Here is a 13,777-nt window from a genome sequence, read left to right as displayed (position 1 = left end):
CCGGGCTCAGACGAGCTCGATGAGGACCATCTCGGTCGCGTCGCTCTTGCGCGGCCCGAGCTTGAGGATGCGGGTGTAGCCGCCGGGACGCTCGGCGTAGCGCGGCGCGATGTCCTCGAACAGCTTGTAGGCCGAGAACTTGTCCTGACCGAGGGTGGAGAGCACCTGGCGGCGCGCGTGCAGGTCGCCGCGCTTGCTCAGCGTGATGAGCTGCTCGATCTCGGGCTTCAGCGCCTTGGCCTTCGCCTCGGTCGTCTTGATCCGCTCGTGCTCGATGACCTCCTTGCAGAGGTTGCGGAGCAGGGCCTTGCGGTGCGCGCTGTCGCGGCTGAGCTTGTGGCGGGTCTTCTGATGACGCATCGTTCAGGTCTTTCTGGGCGGGCTCGCCGACCGGGCGGGGAAGACTACTCCTCGCGGAGGCCGTAGCCCCGCGCGGCGAGGGTCTCCACGACCTCGTCGATCGACTTCTTGCCGAAGTTCGGGATGGCGGCGAGCTCGGCCTCGGTCTTCGAGGTCAGGTCGCCCACGGTCTGGATGCCGGCGCGCTTGAGGCAGTTGTACGAGCGGACGCCGAGCTCGAGCTCCTCGATCATCATCTCGTCGGTCGGGTCGCCGTAGCCGTCGTGGCCGACGAGCCCGTCCTCGAGCTCGCCGCCGACCGAGGCGCGCAGCTCCTCGACGCGGTCGGGGTCCGTGAAGACCGCGAGCTGCTGGATGAGGATCTCGGAGGCCTCTCGCAGGGCCTCGCCCGGCTCGAGCGAGCCGTCGGTCTCGATGTCCAGCGTGAGCTGGTCGAAGTCCGTGCGCTGGCCGACGCGGGCCGGCTCGACGCGGTAGGCCACGCGACGGATCGGGGAGAAGATGGAGTCGATCGGGATGACGCCGATCGGCTGGTCCGGGGTCTTGTTCTCGTCCGCGGAGCGGTAGCCGCGGCCCTGGCCGATGGTCAGGTAGACCTCGAGCTTCGTGCCCGCCTCGAGCGTCGCGATGTGCGCGTCGGGGTTGAGGATCTCGACGCCGGCCGGCAGGTCGATGTCCTTCGCCGTGATCTCGCCCGGGCCCTCGGCCACGAGCGGGGCCTCGACCTCGGTCGCGTCGGAGTGCATGCGGCACACGAGCGCCTTGAGGTTCAGGACGATGTCCGTGACGTCCTCGGTGACGCCGTCGAGCGTCGTGAACTCGTGGGCGACGCCCTCGATCCGGACGTTGGTGACCGCGGCGCCCGACAGGAAGCTCAGGAGCACCCGGCGGAGGGAGTTGCCGAACGTGTAGCCGAAGCCGCGCTCGAGGGGCTCGATCGTGAACGTGCCGCGGTTGTCCTCGACGGATTCGCGGGTGATCCGAGGGGTCTGGTAGTCGAGCATCTGGGTCCTTGCTTCGTCGGACGTCGGGCGAACGGTGGGCGGAGCCGTCCGCGGTGCGACGCGAGGCGGCCGGGTCGTGCTCCCGGCCCCCGCGCTGCGGGGTCACTGCGGTACTGCATGGCGGAGGCGGCCCGTGAGGCCGGCCCTCCGCCGGGTGGACGGCACGCTCGCCGCCCGGGCCACCGGTCTCCCCGGTCCGACCGTCGGGTCCGACGGTCGGCGGGACGCCCGGTGGCGCGCGGATCAGACGCGGCGGCGCTTCTTGGGGCGGCAGCCGTTGTGCGCCTGCGGCGTCACGTCGCGGACCGTCGTGATCTCCAGACCGGCGGCCTGGAGCGAGCGGATCGCGGTGTCCCGGCCGGAGCCGGGGCCCTTGACGAAGACCTCGACCTTCTCCAGGCCCTGCTCGATGCCCTTGCGGGCCGCAGCGTCGGCCGTCACCTGCGCGGCGAACGGCGTCGACTTGCGGGAGCCCTTGAAGCCGGCGCCGCCGGCGGACTCCCAGGCGATGACGTTGCCCTCGCGGTCGGTGAGGGAGACGATCGTGTTGTTGAAGGACGTCTTGATGTGGGCCTGGCCCACCGGGACGTTCTTCTTCGGCTTGCGGCGGCCGCGGGCGGGGCGCTTGGGTGCGGGCATGAGGTTCTAGAGGGCTCCGTTGCTACTTCTTGCCGGGCTTCTTCTTGCCGGCGGTCGGCATGCGCTTGGGGCCCTTGCGGGTCCGCGCGTTCGTCTTCGTCTTCTGGCCGCGGACCGGCAGGTTGCGGCGGTGACGCAGGCCGCGGTAGGAGCCGATCTCCATCAGGCGCTTGATCGCCTGGTTGCGCTCACGGCGCAGATCGCCCTCGACCACGACCTCGCGGTCGATGTGGTCGCGCAGCGCCGCGACCTGCTCCTCGGTCAGATCGCGGACCTTGATGTCGCGATCGATGCCCGTGGCGGCGAGGATGTCGTTCGATGCCGAACGCCCGATCCCGTAGATGTAGGTGAGGCCAATCTCGATCCGCTTGTTCAGCGGGATGTTGATGCCGGAGATGCGCGCCATGCCTCAGCCCTGCCGCTGCTTGTGGCGGGGGTTCTGGCAGATGACAAGGACCGCGCCGTTGCGGCGGATGACCTTGCACTTCTCGCACATCGGCTTGACCGACGGTCGTACCTTCATGGTTCCCTTCTCGGCTCGCTAGTCAGTGCGCTGGCTCTGACGGTCGCGAGACCTTCGCTACCAGACACCGAGGCGTGTCGCACCGCAGGGGGCGACACGCGCAGACTGCGCACGATACCAGACAGTCCCCGGGGCACGTCGTGCGGACCCAGGCGGACGAACGAGTCTAGCAAGACCGCCTGCTCAGCCGCCCCATCCGACGGGGTCAGCCGGCGCCGGCGACGGGGCCCCAGGGGGTGAGCACCCGCACGCCGTCGTCCGTGATCGCGACCGTCGCCTCGGCGTGCGTCGCTCGCCGGCCATCGATCGTGAAGACCGACCAGCCGTCGCCCGCGGTGCGGACGGCCGGTCGGCCGAGCGTGAGCATCGGCTCGATCGCGAGCACCAGGCCGGGGACGAGCTCGGGGCCCTCCCCCGCGCGGCCGACGTTGGGCACCGCCGGCTCCTCGTGCAGCGCGCGTCCCACGCCGTGTCCGATGAGCGACGGGAAGACCCCGACCCCGGCCTGCCCGGCGCAGGCCTGGACCGCGGCCCCGATGTCGCCGACGTGCCCGCCGGGCCGGCAGGCCGCGACCGCAGCGGCGAGGGCCCGCTCGGCGGTCTCGACCAGGTGCCGGTCGTCCGCCTGGCCCGCGCCGCCGACGATGACGGTGCGCGCGGCGTCGGCGACCCAGCCGTCGAGGGTGACGCCGACGTCGAGCGACAGCACGTCGCCCTCGACGAGCCGGCGCCGGTTGGGGATGCCGTGGACGACGAGGTCGTTGGGCGACGCGCAGATCGACCCGGGGAACCCGCGGTAGCCGCGGAAGCTCGGCGTGCCGCCGGCGTCCTCGATGGCCGTCCGCGCGATGGCGTCGAGCTCGAGCGTGGTGGCGCCGGGCGCCGCGGCGGCGACGAGCGTCTCCAGGACGCCCGTCAGGACGGCGCCGGCGCGGCCGACCGCGTCGACCTCCGCGGGCTGCTTCGGTCGCGGGGCCACGGTCGACGGGGCGGTCCTAGACCGCGTCCTCCAGGCGGAGGGTGGAGACCGTCTTGCGCAGGTGCGCCTCGACCTCCTGCGGCGGCTTCGTGCCGTCGAAGCGGTGCAGCAGCCCCCGCTGCTCGTAGTACGCCACGAGCGGCTCGGTCTGCTCGTGGTAGACGGCCAGGCGCTTGCGGATGGTCTCGGGCTTGTCGTCGTCGCGCTGGATGAGCGGCGAGCCGTCGACGTCGCAGACGCCGTCCGCCTTGGGCGGGTCGAACTCGACGTGGTAGATGCGGCCGGTCTGCGACACGCGCCGGCCCGAGAGCCGGCGGACGATCTCCTCGTCCGGCACGTCGAAGTACAGGACGCCCGTCAGGTCGCGACCGAGCTCGGCGAGCGCGGCGTCCAGGGCCTCGCCCTGGGCGACGTTGCGCGGGAAGCCGTCGAGCACGAAGCCGTCGTGGGCCTCCTCGGAGCGGACGCGCTCGAGGATCAGGCCGATGACGAGCTCGTCGGGGACCAGGTCGCCGGCGTCCATGTAGGCCTTGGCCTGGACGCCGAGCTCCGTGCCCTCCTTGACCGCGGCGCGGAGGATGTTGCCCGTGACGACGTACTCCAGGCCGCCGTCGGCGGTCAGGCGCTCGCCCTGGGTGCCCTTGCCCGCGCCGGGCGGGCCCAGCAGGATCAGGTTCAACTCAGCCATGGTTCCTCTCTTCGAGCTCGTGGGGACGGACGATCGTCCTCACTTCAGGAAGCCCTCGTAGTTGCGCATCATGAGCTGCGCCTCGATCTGCTTCACGGTGTCCAGCGCGACGCCGACCACGATCAGCATGGAGGTGCCGCCGAAGGCGAAGCCCTGCGTCGTCTGGTTGAAGAGGATGGCCGGGAGGGCGGCGACGGCCGCCAGGTAGAGCGCGCCGGGGAACGTCAGGCGCGCGAGCACGCGGTCGAGGAACTCGGCGGTGGGACGGCCGGGACGCACGCCCGGGATGAAGCCGCCGTACTTCTTCAGGTTGTCCGCCTGCTCCACCGGGTTGAACGTCACCGCGGTGTAGAAGTAGGTGAACAGGATGATGAAGACCGACTCGGCGGCGATGTAGGTCCAGCCGCCGGGCGCGAGGAACTCCTGGACGCCGTTCGACGGGTCCTTCGTGATGAACTGCGCGATCGTCGGCGGAATCGACAGGATCGACGCCGCGAAGATGACCGGGATGACGTTGGCCATGTTGACCTTGAGCGGCAGGTAGGTCTGCCCGCCGCCGCTCATGCGGCGCCCGATGACGCGCTTGGCGTACTGGATCGGGATGCGGCGCTGGCCCTCCTGGACGAACACCACGGCGGCGATGACGGCGAGCGCGATGAACGGCATGAGCACCTTGAACACCGGGTCGCCGCTGTTCCACCACGCGGAGATGCCGTTGGGCAGGCCGGAGATGATCGACGCGAAGATCATCAACGACATCCCGTTGCCGATGCCGCGCTGCGTGATCAGCTCGCCGAGCCACATCACGATCATCGCGCCGGCGGTCAGCGAGACGACGATCATCACGACCTTCGCCGCGTTGAAGTCCTCGATCAGCGGGGTGCCGGCGCTGCCCTCGAAGGAGCGGAAGAGGAAGACGTAGCCGACGGACTGCCCGGCGGCGAGGCCGACGGTCAGGTAGCGCGTGTACTGGGTGATGCGCTGCTGCCCGATCTCGCCCTCCTGCTTGAGCTTCTCGAGCGCGGGGACGACGACCTGCAGCAGCTGCAGCACGATCGACGCGGTGATGAACGGCATGATGCCGAGCGCGAAGATCGCGATCTGGCTGAGCGCGCCGCCCGAGAAGACGTTCAGGAGCTGCAGCGCGCCGCCCTGGAAGGCGGAGTTCTCCTGCAGCGCCTGGACGCCCGCCTCGGACACGCCCGGGACGGGGATCTGCGCGCCGATGCGGTAGAGCGCGAGGAGAAGGAGCGTGATCCCGAGCTTCTTGCGGATCTCGGGCACGGTGAGCGCGCCGCTCAGGATGCGAATCATCGGTCTCGTGCTCGCGGGGTCGTGGGACGGTGTCCGGGGAACGGAGCGCGCGGGCCGTGGGGCCCGCGCGGGTGCTGCTGGATATTACGGGGGAACGGCCGCGGGCGACGCCGGACCGCTCCCCTGCTGCGTCGAGGCCTAGGCCTCGACGACGACGCAGGTGCCGCCGGCGGCCTCGATGGCCTCCCGGGCACCGGCGCTGAAGGCGTGCGCGTGGACCGTGAGCGGGCCCTGCAGCTCGCCGCGGCCGAGCACCTTGACGGGGACGTCCTTGCGCTGGCCCAGGCCCTTGGCCTTCATGGCCTCGAGCGTGACCTCGGCGCCCGACTCGAAGCGGTCGGCCAGGTCGTCCAGGTTCACCGGCTGCGTGGCCGTGCGGAACCGCTCGAACGGCATCGACTTCTTCATGTGCGGGCCGCGCAGCTTGCGCAGACGCATCTGGATCGGCGTCTGGCCGCCCTCGAACCGGGTGCGGTCCTTGGCGCCGGAGCGCGAGCCCGCGCCCTTGTGCCCGCGGCCGGACGTCTTGCCGTGGCCCGAGCCGTGGCCGCGGCCGACGCGCTTGCGCGGCTTGCGGCTGCCCGGCGCCGGCTGCAGCGAGTGCAGGCCGACGGTCTCGTTCTCGGAGCTCATGCCTGCTCCTCCTCTACGCGCACCAGGTGCCGCACGGCGTGGAGCATGCCCCGCGCCTGCGGCGTGTCCTGCACGTCGACGGTGTGGCCGATGCGGCGCAGGCCCAGGGAGCGCAGCGTGTCGCGCTGCGCCTGGTTGCTGCCGATCGCGGACTTGTACTGGGTGGCCTTGAGCTGGCTCACGCGGTCACCTCCTCGGTGGCCTCGTCGCTCGCCTCGACGGCCTCGGCCGGCCGGTCGACGACGCCGAGCACGTCCTTGATGCTCAGGCCGCGCAGCTCCGCGACCTCGCGCGGCGTGCGCAGCTGCTGCAGACCGTCGACCGTGGCCTTGACCAGGTTGATGGGGTTCTGCGAGCCGAGGCTCTTGCTCAGGATGTCCTGCAGGCCCGCGAGCTCGAGCACCGCGCGGACGCCGCCGCCCGCGATGACGCCCGTACCCTGCGAGGCCGGCTTCAGCAGGACCTGGCCCGAGCCGAAGCGCCCGATCACGGGGTGCGTGATCGTGGTGTTGTACTTCGGGACCCGGAACAGGTCCTTCTTCGCGCGCTCCACGGCCTTCTGGATGGCCAGCGGGACCTCGTTGGCCTTGCCGTAGCCGACCCCGACGACGGAGTTCTCGTCGCCGACCACCACGAGGGCGGTGAAGGAGAAGCGACGGCCGCCCTTGACGACCTTCGCGACGCGGTTGATCTCGACGACCCGCTCCTGCAGGTCGATCCCGACGGGACTGACAGTTCGATCGATCGCCATAGCTTCAGTGGCTCCTAGACGGTGAGCCCGCCCTCGCGGACCGCTTCAGCGAACGCCTTCACGCGCCCGTGGTACTGGTAGCCGCCGCGGTCGAAGACCGCGACGTCGACGCCGGCGGCCTTCGCGCGCTCGGCGAGGAGACGGCCGGCGGCCGTCGCCTGCTCCATCTTCGGGAGCCCGCGGAGCTCGTCCTCGGTCCACTGCACCGACGCGAGGGTGTGACCCGCGACGTCGTCGATGAGCTGGGCGAAGATGCCGCGGTTGCTGCGGAACACGGCGATGCGCGGCCGCTCGGCGGAGCCGACGACCTTCGCACGCACGCGGCGCCGGCGCTTGAGGCGCCGCGCTTCCTTGGTGACGACGCTCATGCGCGCTTACCGACCTTCCGGACGACGTACTCGCCCTCGTAGCGGATGCCCTTGCCCTTGTAGGGCTCCGGCGGCCGCTGCTTGCGGATCTTGGCCGCGGTCTCGCCGACGAGCTGCTTGTTCGTGCCCTTGACGATGATGCGGGTGGGCTGCGGCACCTCGAACTCGATGCCCTCGGGGGCGTCGATGTTCACCGGGTGCGAGTAGCCGAGCGCCAGCTCCAGGTCCTTGCCCTTGAGCATCGCGCGGTAGCCGACGCCCTGGATCTCGAGCGTCTTGGCGAAGCCGTCGGTGACGCCCTCGACCATGTTCGCGATCAGGCTGCGGCTCAGGCCGTGCAGCGCCCGGTGCGGGCCGCGGTCCGTGGGCCGCGTCACGACGATCTCAGCACCCTCCTGGGTGACCGTGATGTCGCGATGGATCCGCTCGGCGAGCTGACCCTTGGGGCCCTTGACCGTGACGGTCCCGGGCTCGATGGTGACGTCGACCCCGGTGGGAACCGGGATCGGCTTGCGTCCGATTCGACTCATACGTGCCTCACCACACCTCGGCCCAGACCTCGCCGCCGACGCCCAGCTTGCGCGCGTCGTGGCCGGTCATGATGCCCTTCGAGGTGGAAACGATCATCGTGCCCAGGCCGCCGAGCGACTTGGGGACCTCGGTCGCGCCGACGTAGTAGCGCTGGCCGGGCCGGGAGACGCGCCGCAGGCCGGTGATGGCCGAGCGACGGTCGTGCGTGTACTTGAGCGTGATCTTGAGCAGCTCGCCCGGGTGGTCCGTGGCCGGCTCGACGGAGACGTCGGAGACGTAGCCCTGCTCCTTGAGGATGCGGGCCACCTCCGCCTTCGCCTTCGAGGACGGCAGGGTCACGGTGCGGTGGGCCGCCGTGATCGCGTTGCGGATCCGCGTCAGGAGGTCCGCGATGGGATCGGTCGTCGACATGCCCTTACCAGCTGCTCTTCGTCATGCCCGGGATGTAGCCCTTGTGCGCGTGCTCGCGCAGGCAGATGCGGCAGATCCCGAACTTCTTGTAGACCGAGCGAGAGCGGCCGCAGCTGCGGCAGCGGGTGTACTCGCGCGTCTTGTACTTCTGGGGGCGCGCCTGGCGGACGCGCTGAGAGGTCTTCGCCATGGGTCAGCTCCCCTGGGTCGTCTCGGTCGGGGCCGGCGCACCGGCGGGCCGCTTGCCCTCGCGGGAGAACGGGAAGCCCAGCTCCTGCAGGAGCCAGAAGGCCTCGCCGTCCGTCTTGGCCGAGGTGGTGATGGTGATGTCGAGACCGCGGACCTGGTCGATCGCGTCGTAGTCGATCTCGGGGAAGATGATCTGCTCGCGCACGCCGATCGAGTAGTTGCCCCGACCGTCGAACGACGTCGTCCGGAGGCCGCGGAAGTCGCGGACGCGCGGCAGCGCGATCGCGACGAGGCGCTCGAGGAACTCGAACATGCGGTCGTTGCGCAGCGTCACCGCGGCGCCGACCGGCATGCCCTCGCGCAGCTTGAAGCCGGCGATGGACTTGCGGGCCCGGCGGACGCTCGGCTGCTGGCCGGCGATCGCCGCGAGCTGCTCCACGGCAGCCGCGAACGTCTTGTTGTCCTGCTTCGCGTCTCCGAGACCCATGTTCAGGGTCACCTTCTCGAGGCGCGGCACCTGCATCACGGAGGTGTAGTCACCGTTCTCGAACAGGCGAGGACGGATCTCTTCGAGGTAGCGCGTCTTCAGTCGCGCGGTCGTGGTCGCACTCATCGCAACTACCTCAGTCGATCTGCTGGCCCGAACGGCGGGCGACGCGCACAGCGCGGCCGTCCTCGCCACGGGTCACGCCCACGCGCGTGGGCTGGTTGGTCTTGGGGTCAAGGAGCATGACGTTCGAAACGTGGATGGGGCCCTCCTTCTCCACGACGCCACCCTGGCTGGCAGGGCTACCGGGCGTCGCGGCGGGGTTCGGGCGCTGGTGGCGCTTGACCAGGTTCACGCCCTCGACGACGATCCGCTCGTTCGCGGGATCGACGCTGACGACCGTGCCGGTCTTGCCGCGGTCCTTGCCGCTGATGACGACGACCGTGTCGTCGCGGCGGATGCGAAGACCCATGCTAGAGCACCTCCGGGGCGAGCGACACGATCCTCATGAAGGATCGGTCACGCAGCTCGCGCGCGACGGGCCCGAAGATGCGGGTCCCGCGCGGGTTGTTGTTGGCGTCGATGATGACCGCCGCGTTCTCGTCGAAGGAGATGTACGTCCCGTCGGGGCGCCCGAACTCCTTGCGGGTGCGGACGACGACGGCCTTGACGACCTCGCCCTTCTTGACGGTGCCGTTCGGCGTCGCCGACTTCACCGTCGCGGTGATCGTGTCGCCCACGCGGGCGTAGCGCCGACGGGAGCCGCCGTGCACGCGGATCGTGAGGATCTCGCGGGCGCCGGTGTTGTCGGCGACCTTGAGACGGGACTCGTTCTGGATCACTTGGCACGCTCCACGATCTCGGCGAGCGTCCACCGCTTCGTGCGCGAGAGCGGACGCGACGACTCGATGCGGACGGTGTCGCCCACGCCGGCGTCGTTCTGCTCGTCGTGCGCGTACAGCTTCGTCGTGTGACGCACGATCTTCTTGTACTTCGGGTGCCGCTTGGCGTGCGCGATCTGCACGGCGAGGGTCTTGTCGCCCTTCGCCGAGACCACGATGCCCTGACGGACCTGCTTGCGGCCGGCCTCGTACTCGGGCTTCGGGGTGCCGCGGTCGGTGCCGGCGTCGGCGCCGAGCTTCGCGGCCTTCTTCTCGCGCTCCTGCAGGCGACGGCGCCGGCGGGCGGCGGCCTTCGCCTTGCGCTCGGCGGCGCGGGCCTCGGCCTTCTCCTCCGGGGTGCGCGACGCGTTCGTCGTCGTCCCGGAGCGCTGGCGGTACCAGGCGCGCTTCTGGACGGGCGAGAGCGACGGGTCGGGGCCCGCGGGCGCCTCCGGCTCGGCCGGGGCCGCGTCGGTCGTCTCGACCTCTTCGGTGTTCTCGGTGTTCTCGTCAGCCATGTCAGCCGTTCTCAACGTCGATGCCGCGCTGGCGGGCGATCGTGATCGCCGCCGCCAGCTCGCGGCGCGTGGTGCGCAGCGCGGCGGTGTTCTCCAGCTCGCCGGTCGCCTGCTGGAAGCGCAGACCGAAGAGCTCCTTCCGGAAGGTCGCGATCTGCTCGACGATCTTGGCGTCGTCGAGGTCGCGCAGCTCCTGCGTACGCATCACTGGTCCTCCGCGGTGACGAACTTGGTCTTCACGGGGAGCTTGTGCGCCGCGAGGCGGATCGCCTCACGCGCCAGGGGCTCCGGCACGCCGGACAGCTCGAACATCACGCGGCCGGGCTTCACGACCGCGACCCAGCCGTCGGGCGAGCCCTTGCCGGAACCCATGCGGGTCTCGGCCGGCTTCTTCGTGACGGACTTGTCCGGGAAGATGTTGATCCAGACCTTGCCGCCACGCTTGATCTTGCGGTTCATCGCGATACGGGCCGCCTCGATCTGGCGGTTGGTGATCCAACCGGCCTCGAGGGTCTTCAGCCCGTACTCGCCGAACTGCACGTGGTTCTGGCCACGCGACAGGCCGCGCTTGCGGCCACGGTGCACCTTGCGGTGCTTCGTGCGCTTCGGGGACAGCATCTAGCGACCTCCCTGCGGGCCACGCCCGCGGCCACCGGCGCCGCCGGGACCGCCCGGACGACCGCCGCGATTGCCACCGCGACCGCCACGGTCGCCGCCGAACCCACCGCGGTCGCCGCCATCGCGACGACCACGGCCGCGGCCGCGATCCTGCGTGCTGGGGCCGTCGATGTCCGTCAGGTCGGATCCGCCGTAGCCCTCCGGCATGATCTCGCCCTTGTTGACCCAGACCTTCACCCCGAGGCGACCGAACGTCGTCTTCGCCTCGTAGAAGCCGTAGTCGATGTCCGCGCGCATCGTGTGCAGCGGGACGCGGCCGTCCTGGTAGGACTCCGTGTTCGACATCTCGCGCCCGCCGAGGCGGCCGGAGACCTGGATCTTGCAGCCCTTGGCGCCCGAGCGCATGGCGCTCGTCAGGGCGCGCTTCATCGCGCGGCGGAACGCCACGCGGTTCTGCAGCTGCTCCGCGACCGACTGCGCGACGAGCTTGGCGTCGAGCTCGGGCCGGCGGACCTCGAGGATGTTGACCTTGACCTGCTTGTTCGTGATGCGGTGCAGGTCCTTGCGCAGGGCGTCGACCTCCACGCCGGACTTGCCGATCACGACGCCGGGGCGAGCCGTCCGGATGGACACCTCGACCTCGTTCTTGTTCTTCTTGATCGCGATGTCGGCGAGGCCGGCGTGCGCGAGCTTGTTCTCGATGTGGGTGCGGATCTTGCGATCCTCATCGAGGAAGTCGGCGGTGTTGTGCGCGCTGAACCAGTGGCTCTTCCAATCGTGGATGTAGCCCACGCGCATCGACTCGGGATGGACCTTCTGTCCCATCAGCGGTGCTCCTTCGGCGTGAGCTGCACCGTCAGGTGGCTCGTGCGCTTGTTGATGCGGTAGGCGCGGCCCTGGGCGCGCGGCTGGAAGCGCTTCAGCGTCGGGCCGTCGTCGGCGTAGACCGCCTTGACCTTCAGCTCGTCGCCGACCAGCTCGTGGTTGTTCTCCGCGTTGGCGATCGCGGACTCGAGCACCTTGCTCCAGTCCTGCGCGGCCGAGCGCGTGGAGTGCGCCAGGATGGCGCGCGCCTCGGGGACGTCCTTGTCGCGGATCAGGTCCGCGATCAGGCGCGCCTTGCGCGGGGTCGTGCGCACGTACTTGGCGATCGCGCGGACGACCGGCGCCTCGCCGGCGGGCTGGCTGCGACGGGCGCGGCGGGCCTCGGCCCGCGCGCCACCGCGCACCTGCTGCACCGGAGCGGCGTGGTCGTGATCGTGGTCGCCGTCGTGCGAGTGACCGTGACCGGCCTCGTCGGCGTCGACGTCCGCAGCCTCCGCGGCCGGGGCGTCGTCCGCCGCGGTCGTGGCAGCCTCGTCGGCCTTCGGCGTCGCGTCCTCGTTCGAGGGCGTCACCTGGGCCTGCGGCTCGTCGGTCGTCTCGTTGTTCGTGGTCTCGTCAGCCATCTGCTAGCGCCTCTTGGCCGTGTCGCCGTGGCCGCGGTACGTGCGCGTGGGAGCGAACTCGCCGAGCTTGTGGCCGACCATCGACTCGGACACGAAGACGGGGACGTGCTTGCGCCCGTCGTGCACGGCGATGGTGTGGCCCACCATCTCGGGGAAGATCGTCGACGCGCGCGACCACGTCTTGATCAGCTTCTTCTCGTTCGAGGCGTTCATGGTCTCGATGCGCGACATCAGTCGCTCCTCGACCCACGGCCCCTTCTTGCTCGATCGGCTCACGGCTACTTCCTCTTGCCCTTGCCGCGTCGGCGACCGCGCACGATGAGGCGGTCCGAGGGCTTGTTCTTCTTGCGGGTGCGGTACCCCAGCGTGGGCTTGCCCCACGGGGTGACCGGGTGGCGGCCCGGCGTGGTGGAGCCCTCGCCGCCGCCGTGCGGGTGGTCGACCGGGTTCATCGCGGTACCGCGCGTCTGCGGGCGGATGCCCATGTGACGCTTGCGGCCGGCGTTGCCGATCTTGACGTTCTGGTGCTCCGCGTTGCCGACCGAGCCGATGGTGGCGCGGCAGGCCTCGGGGACCATGCGCATCTCGCCCGACGGCAGGCGCAGGGTGGCCATGCCGTGGTCCTTCGCCATCAGCTGGATGGCGGAGCCGGCGGAGCGGCCGAGCTGGCCGCCCTTCGTCGGCTGGAGCTCGACGTTGTGCACGACCGTGCCGGCCGGGATGTCGGCCAGCGCGAGCGCGTTGCCCGTGCGGATGTCCGCGTCGGGACCGGACTGCACCGTGGCGCCGACCTCCAGGCCACGCGGGGCCAGGATGTACGACTTGCGGCCGTCCGCGTAGTGCAGCAGCGCGATGTACGCCGTGCGGTTGGGGTCGTACTCGATCGCGGCGACGCGGGCGGGGACGCCGTCCGTGACGCGCTTGAAGTCGATCTTGCGGTACAGGCGCTTGGCGCCGCCGCCGCGGTGACGGGACGTCTTGCGGCCGTTGTTGTTGCGGCCGCCCGACTTCGTCAGACCCTCGACGAGCGAGCGCTCCGGCGTGGTCTTCGTGACCTCGGCGAAGTCCGCGTACGTCGCGAAGCGCTGCGCCGGCGTGGTGGGCTTGGGATTGCGAATCGGCATGACCTACTCCTGGCCGGCGCCGGCGTCGAGCGACTGGAAGATCGGGATCTCCTCGCCCTCGCGGACCTGGACGATCGCCTTCTTCCACGAGCGCGTGCGGCCCGCGGTGGAGCCGCGGCGCTTCGGCTTGCTCTTCACGCTGGCCGTCTTGACGTCGACGACGTGGACGTCGAAGAGCGACTCGACCGCCTGGCGGATCTGCGTCTTGTGGGCGTCCGGGTGGACGCGGAACGTGTACTTGCCGACGGTCGAGAGGACGTAGCTCTTCTCGCTCACGACCGGGCGGATGATGACCTGGGTCGCGTCCATGA

At 70.4% G+C, this 13,777-nt stretch carries 26 protein-coding genes; all 26 read right to left on the bottom strand.

The window, feature by feature from the left end:
• Window positions 1-6: 6 nt before the first annotated feature.
• Window positions 7-360: a 50S ribosomal protein L17 gene (rplQ, locus tag J3P29_RS05525; protein ID WP_210492028.1), complete on the bottom strand. Its 354-nt coding sequence runs from the start codon at window positions 358-360 to the stop codon at window positions 7-9.
• Window positions 361-404: 44 nt separating this feature from the next.
• Window positions 405-1,364: a DNA-directed RNA polymerase subunit alpha gene (locus J3P29_RS05520; RefSeq protein ID WP_210492027.1), complete on the bottom strand. Its 960-nt coding sequence runs from the start codon at window positions 1,362-1,364 to the stop codon at window positions 405-407.
• Between the two features lie 243 nt (window positions 1,365-1,607).
• Entirely contained in the window at window positions 1,608-2,003 is a 396-nt protein-coding gene (gene rpsK / locus J3P29_RS05515; RefSeq protein WP_210492026.1) for a 30S ribosomal protein S11, read from the bottom strand.
• A 22-nt stretch (window positions 2,004-2,025) separates the two neighbouring features.
• Window positions 2,026-2,409 carry a 30S ribosomal protein S13 gene (gene rpsM, locus J3P29_RS05510; RefSeq protein WP_210492025.1) on the bottom strand — a complete coding sequence of 128 codons (384 nt, stop codon included), beginning with the start codon at window positions 2,407-2,409 and terminating at the stop codon, window positions 2,026-2,028.
• Window positions 2,410-2,412: 3 nt separating this feature from the next.
• The gene (rpmJ, locus tag J3P29_RS05505; protein ID WP_084629688.1) at window positions 2,413-2,526 is read right to left on the bottom strand and encodes a 50S ribosomal protein L36; all 114 of its coding nucleotides are present in this window, start codon (window positions 2,524-2,526) and stop codon (window positions 2,413-2,415) included.
• A 205-nt stretch (window positions 2,527-2,731) separates the two neighbouring features.
• Window positions 2,732-3,505, bottom strand: a complete 774-nt coding sequence (map, locus tag J3P29_RS05500) for a type I methionyl aminopeptidase (RefSeq protein WP_210492024.1) — start codon at window positions 3,503-3,505, stop codon at window positions 2,732-2,734.
• A 16-nt stretch (window positions 3,506-3,521) separates the two neighbouring features.
• Window positions 3,522-4,193, bottom strand: a complete 672-nt coding sequence (locus tag J3P29_RS05495; protein ID WP_210492023.1) for an adenylate kinase — start codon at window positions 4,191-4,193, stop codon at window positions 3,522-3,524.
• 39 nt (window positions 4,194-4,232) lie between these two features.
• Window positions 4,233-5,507 (bottom strand): preprotein translocase subunit SecY, encoded by a 1,275-nt coding sequence (gene secY, locus J3P29_RS05490; RefSeq protein WP_210492022.1) that lies wholly within the window; start codon window positions 5,505-5,507, stop codon window positions 4,233-4,235.
• 138 nt (window positions 5,508-5,645) lie between these two features.
• Entirely contained in the window at window positions 5,646-6,140 is a 495-nt protein-coding gene (gene rplO / locus J3P29_RS05485; RefSeq protein ID WP_210492021.1) for a 50S ribosomal protein L15, read from the bottom strand.
• Window positions 6,137-6,322 (bottom strand): 50S ribosomal protein L30, encoded by a 186-nt coding sequence (gene rpmD / locus J3P29_RS05480; protein ID WP_210492020.1) that lies wholly within the window; start codon window positions 6,320-6,322, stop codon window positions 6,137-6,139. Before rpmD ends, rplO begins: the two co-directional genes overlap by 4 nt.
• Entirely contained in the window at window positions 6,319-6,891 is a 573-nt protein-coding gene (gene rpsE, locus J3P29_RS05475) for a 30S ribosomal protein S5 (protein ID WP_210492019.1), read from the bottom strand. The genes rpmD and rpsE overlap by 4 nt, the downstream gene beginning before the upstream one ends.
• A gap of 14 nt (window positions 6,892-6,905) precedes the next feature.
• Window positions 6,906-7,259 carry a 50S ribosomal protein L18 gene (rplR, locus tag J3P29_RS05470; protein WP_210492018.1) on the bottom strand — a complete coding sequence of 118 codons (354 nt, stop codon included), beginning with the start codon at window positions 7,257-7,259 and terminating at the stop codon, window positions 6,906-6,908.
• Window positions 7,256-7,789, bottom strand: a complete 534-nt coding sequence (gene rplF / locus J3P29_RS05465; RefSeq protein ID WP_210492017.1) for a 50S ribosomal protein L6 — start codon at window positions 7,787-7,789, stop codon at window positions 7,256-7,258. Before rplF ends, rplR begins: the two co-directional genes overlap by 4 nt.
• Window positions 7,790-7,796: 7 nt before the next feature.
• Entirely contained in the window at window positions 7,797-8,201 is a 405-nt protein-coding gene (gene rpsH, locus J3P29_RS05460; RefSeq protein WP_210492016.1) for a 30S ribosomal protein S8, read from the bottom strand.
• Between the two features lie 4 nt (window positions 8,202-8,205).
• Window positions 8,206-8,391 (bottom strand): type Z 30S ribosomal protein S14, encoded by a 186-nt coding sequence (locus tag J3P29_RS05455; protein ID WP_210492015.1) that lies wholly within the window; start codon window positions 8,389-8,391, stop codon window positions 8,206-8,208.
• 3 nt (window positions 8,392-8,394) lie between these two features.
• A complete protein-coding gene (rplE, locus tag J3P29_RS05450) occupies window positions 8,395-9,003 on the bottom strand; it encodes a 50S ribosomal protein L5 (protein WP_210492014.1) in 609 nt (202 codons plus the stop codon).
• Between the two features lie 10 nt (window positions 9,004-9,013).
• Window positions 9,014-9,349 carry a 50S ribosomal protein L24 gene (rplX, locus tag J3P29_RS05445; protein WP_210492013.1) on the bottom strand — a complete coding sequence of 112 codons (336 nt, stop codon included), beginning with the start codon at window positions 9,347-9,349 and terminating at the stop codon, window positions 9,014-9,016.
• Window position 9,350: 1 nt separating this feature from the next.
• Window positions 9,351-9,719, bottom strand: coding sequence for a 50S ribosomal protein L14 (rplN, locus tag J3P29_RS05440; protein ID WP_210492012.1), 369 nt, complete (start codon window positions 9,717-9,719; stop codon window positions 9,351-9,353).
• Complete coding sequence (gene rpsQ, locus J3P29_RS20670) at window positions 9,716-10,276, bottom strand: 30S ribosomal protein S17 (protein ID WP_210492011.1); 561 nt, start codon at window positions 10,274-10,276, stop codon at window positions 9,716-9,718. Before rpsQ ends, rplN begins: the two co-directional genes overlap by 4 nt.
• Window position 10,277: 1 nt before the next feature.
• The gene (gene rpmC / locus J3P29_RS05430; RefSeq protein ID WP_210492010.1) at window positions 10,278-10,481 is read right to left on the bottom strand and encodes a 50S ribosomal protein L29; all 204 of its coding nucleotides are present in this window, start codon (window positions 10,479-10,481) and stop codon (window positions 10,278-10,280) included.
• A complete protein-coding gene (rplP, locus tag J3P29_RS05425; protein ID WP_210492009.1) occupies window positions 10,481-10,894 on the bottom strand; it encodes a 50S ribosomal protein L16 in 414 nt (137 codons plus the stop codon). The genes rpmC and rplP overlap by 1 nt, the downstream gene beginning before the upstream one ends.
• Window positions 10,895-11,719: a 30S ribosomal protein S3 gene (gene rpsC, locus J3P29_RS05420; RefSeq protein WP_210492008.1), complete on the bottom strand. Its 825-nt coding sequence runs from the start codon at window positions 11,717-11,719 to the stop codon at window positions 10,895-10,897.
• Window positions 11,719-12,045 (bottom strand): 50S ribosomal protein L22, encoded by a 327-nt coding sequence (gene rplV / locus J3P29_RS19710; protein ID WP_349239807.1) that lies wholly within the window; start codon window positions 12,043-12,045, stop codon window positions 11,719-11,721. Before rplV ends, rpsC begins: the two co-directional genes overlap by 1 nt.
• A gap of 300 nt (window positions 12,046-12,345) precedes the next feature.
• Window positions 12,346-12,618 (bottom strand): 30S ribosomal protein S19, encoded by a 273-nt coding sequence (rpsS, locus tag J3P29_RS05410; RefSeq protein WP_210492006.1) that lies wholly within the window; start codon window positions 12,616-12,618, stop codon window positions 12,346-12,348.
• 2 nt (window positions 12,619-12,620) lie between these two features.
• Complete coding sequence (gene rplB / locus J3P29_RS05405) at window positions 12,621-13,466, bottom strand: 50S ribosomal protein L2 (RefSeq protein WP_210492005.1); 846 nt, start codon at window positions 13,464-13,466, stop codon at window positions 12,621-12,623.
• Between the two features lie 3 nt (window positions 13,467-13,469).
• Window positions 13,470-13,775, bottom strand: a complete 306-nt coding sequence (gene rplW / locus J3P29_RS05400) for a 50S ribosomal protein L23 (protein ID WP_210492004.1) — start codon at window positions 13,773-13,775, stop codon at window positions 13,470-13,472.
• Window positions 13,776-13,777: the final 2 nt, after the last annotated feature.

Origin of the sequence: Patulibacter sp. SYSU D01012 (assembly GCF_017916475.1) — a bacterium.
GTDB lineage: Bacteria > Actinomycetota > Thermoleophilia > Solirubrobacterales > Solirubrobacteraceae > Patulibacter.
This window is presented reverse-complemented; position numbering and strand designations above follow the sequence as displayed.

What these genes read in the sequence shown, in the direction of transcription:
- rplQ (WP_210492028.1), bottom strand. Translation starts at nt 360, where the DNA reads ATGCGTCATCAGAAGACCCGCCACAAGCTCAGCCGCGACAGCGCGCAC.
- J3P29_RS05520 (WP_210492027.1), bottom strand. Translation starts at nt 1,364, where the DNA reads ATGCTCGACTACCAGACCCCTCGGATCACCCGCGAATCCGTCGAGGAC.
- rpsK (WP_210492026.1), bottom strand. Translation starts at nt 2,003, where the DNA reads ATGCCCGCACCCAAGCGCCCCGCCCGCGGCCGCCGCAAGCCGAAGAAG.
- rpsM (WP_210492025.1), bottom strand. Translation starts at nt 2,409, where the DNA reads ATGGCGCGCATCTCCGGCATCAACATCCCGCTGAACAAGCGGATCGAG.
- rpmJ (WP_084629688.1), bottom strand. Translation starts at nt 2,526, where the DNA reads ATGAAGGTACGACCGTCGGTCAAGCCGATGTGCGAGAAGTGCAAGGTC.
- J3P29_RS05495 (WP_210492023.1), bottom strand. Translation starts at nt 4,193, where the DNA reads ATGGCTGAGTTGAACCTGATCCTGCTGGGCCCGCCCGGCGCGGGCAAG.
- secY (WP_210492022.1), bottom strand. Translation starts at nt 5,507, where the DNA reads ATGATTCGCATCCTGAGCGGCGCGCTCACCGTGCCCGAGATCCGCAAG.
- rplO (WP_210492021.1), bottom strand. Translation starts at nt 6,140, where the DNA reads ATGAGCTCCGAGAACGAGACCGTCGGCCTGCACTCGCTGCAGCCGGCG.
- rpsE (WP_210492019.1), bottom strand. Translation starts at nt 6,891, where the DNA reads ATGGCGATCGATCGAACTGTCAGTCCCGTCGGGATCGACCTGCAGGAG.
- rplR (WP_210492018.1), bottom strand. Translation starts at nt 7,259, where the DNA reads ATGAGCGTCGTCACCAAGGAAGCGCGGCGCCTCAAGCGCCGGCGCCGC.
- rplF (WP_210492017.1), bottom strand. Translation starts at nt 7,789, where the DNA reads ATGAGTCGAATCGGACGCAAGCCGATCCCGGTTCCCACCGGGGTCGAC.
- rpsH (WP_210492016.1), bottom strand. Translation starts at nt 8,201, where the DNA reads ATGTCGACGACCGATCCCATCGCGGACCTCCTGACGCGGATCCGCAAC.
- J3P29_RS05455 (WP_210492015.1), bottom strand. Translation starts at nt 8,391, where the DNA reads ATGGCGAAGACCTCTCAGCGCGTCCGCCAGGCGCGCCCCCAGAAGTAC.
- rplE (WP_210492014.1), bottom strand. Translation starts at nt 9,003, where the DNA reads ATGAGTGCGACCACGACCGCGCGACTGAAGACGCGCTACCTCGAAGAG.
- rplX (WP_210492013.1), bottom strand. Translation starts at nt 9,349, where the DNA reads ATGGGTCTTCGCATCCGCCGCGACGACACGGTCGTCGTCATCAGCGGC.
- rpsQ (WP_210492011.1), bottom strand. Translation starts at nt 10,276, where the DNA reads ATGGCTGACGAGAACACCGAGAACACCGAAGAGGTCGAGACGACCGAC.
- rpmC (WP_210492010.1), bottom strand. Translation starts at nt 10,481, where the DNA reads ATGCGTACGCAGGAGCTGCGCGACCTCGACGACGCCAAGATCGTCGAG.
- rplP (WP_210492009.1), bottom strand. Translation starts at nt 10,894, where the DNA reads ATGCTGTCCCCGAAGCGCACGAAGCACCGCAAGGTGCACCGTGGCCGC.
- rpsC (WP_210492008.1), bottom strand. Translation starts at nt 11,719, where the DNA reads ATGGGACAGAAGGTCCATCCCGAGTCGATGCGCGTGGGCTACATCCAC.
- rplB (WP_210492005.1), bottom strand. Translation starts at nt 13,466, where the DNA reads ATGCCGATTCGCAATCCCAAGCCCACCACGCCGGCGCAGCGCTTCGCG.
- rplW (WP_210492004.1), bottom strand. Translation starts at nt 13,775, where the DNA reads ATGGACGCGACCCAGGTCATCATCCGCCCGGTCGTGAGCGAGAAGAGC.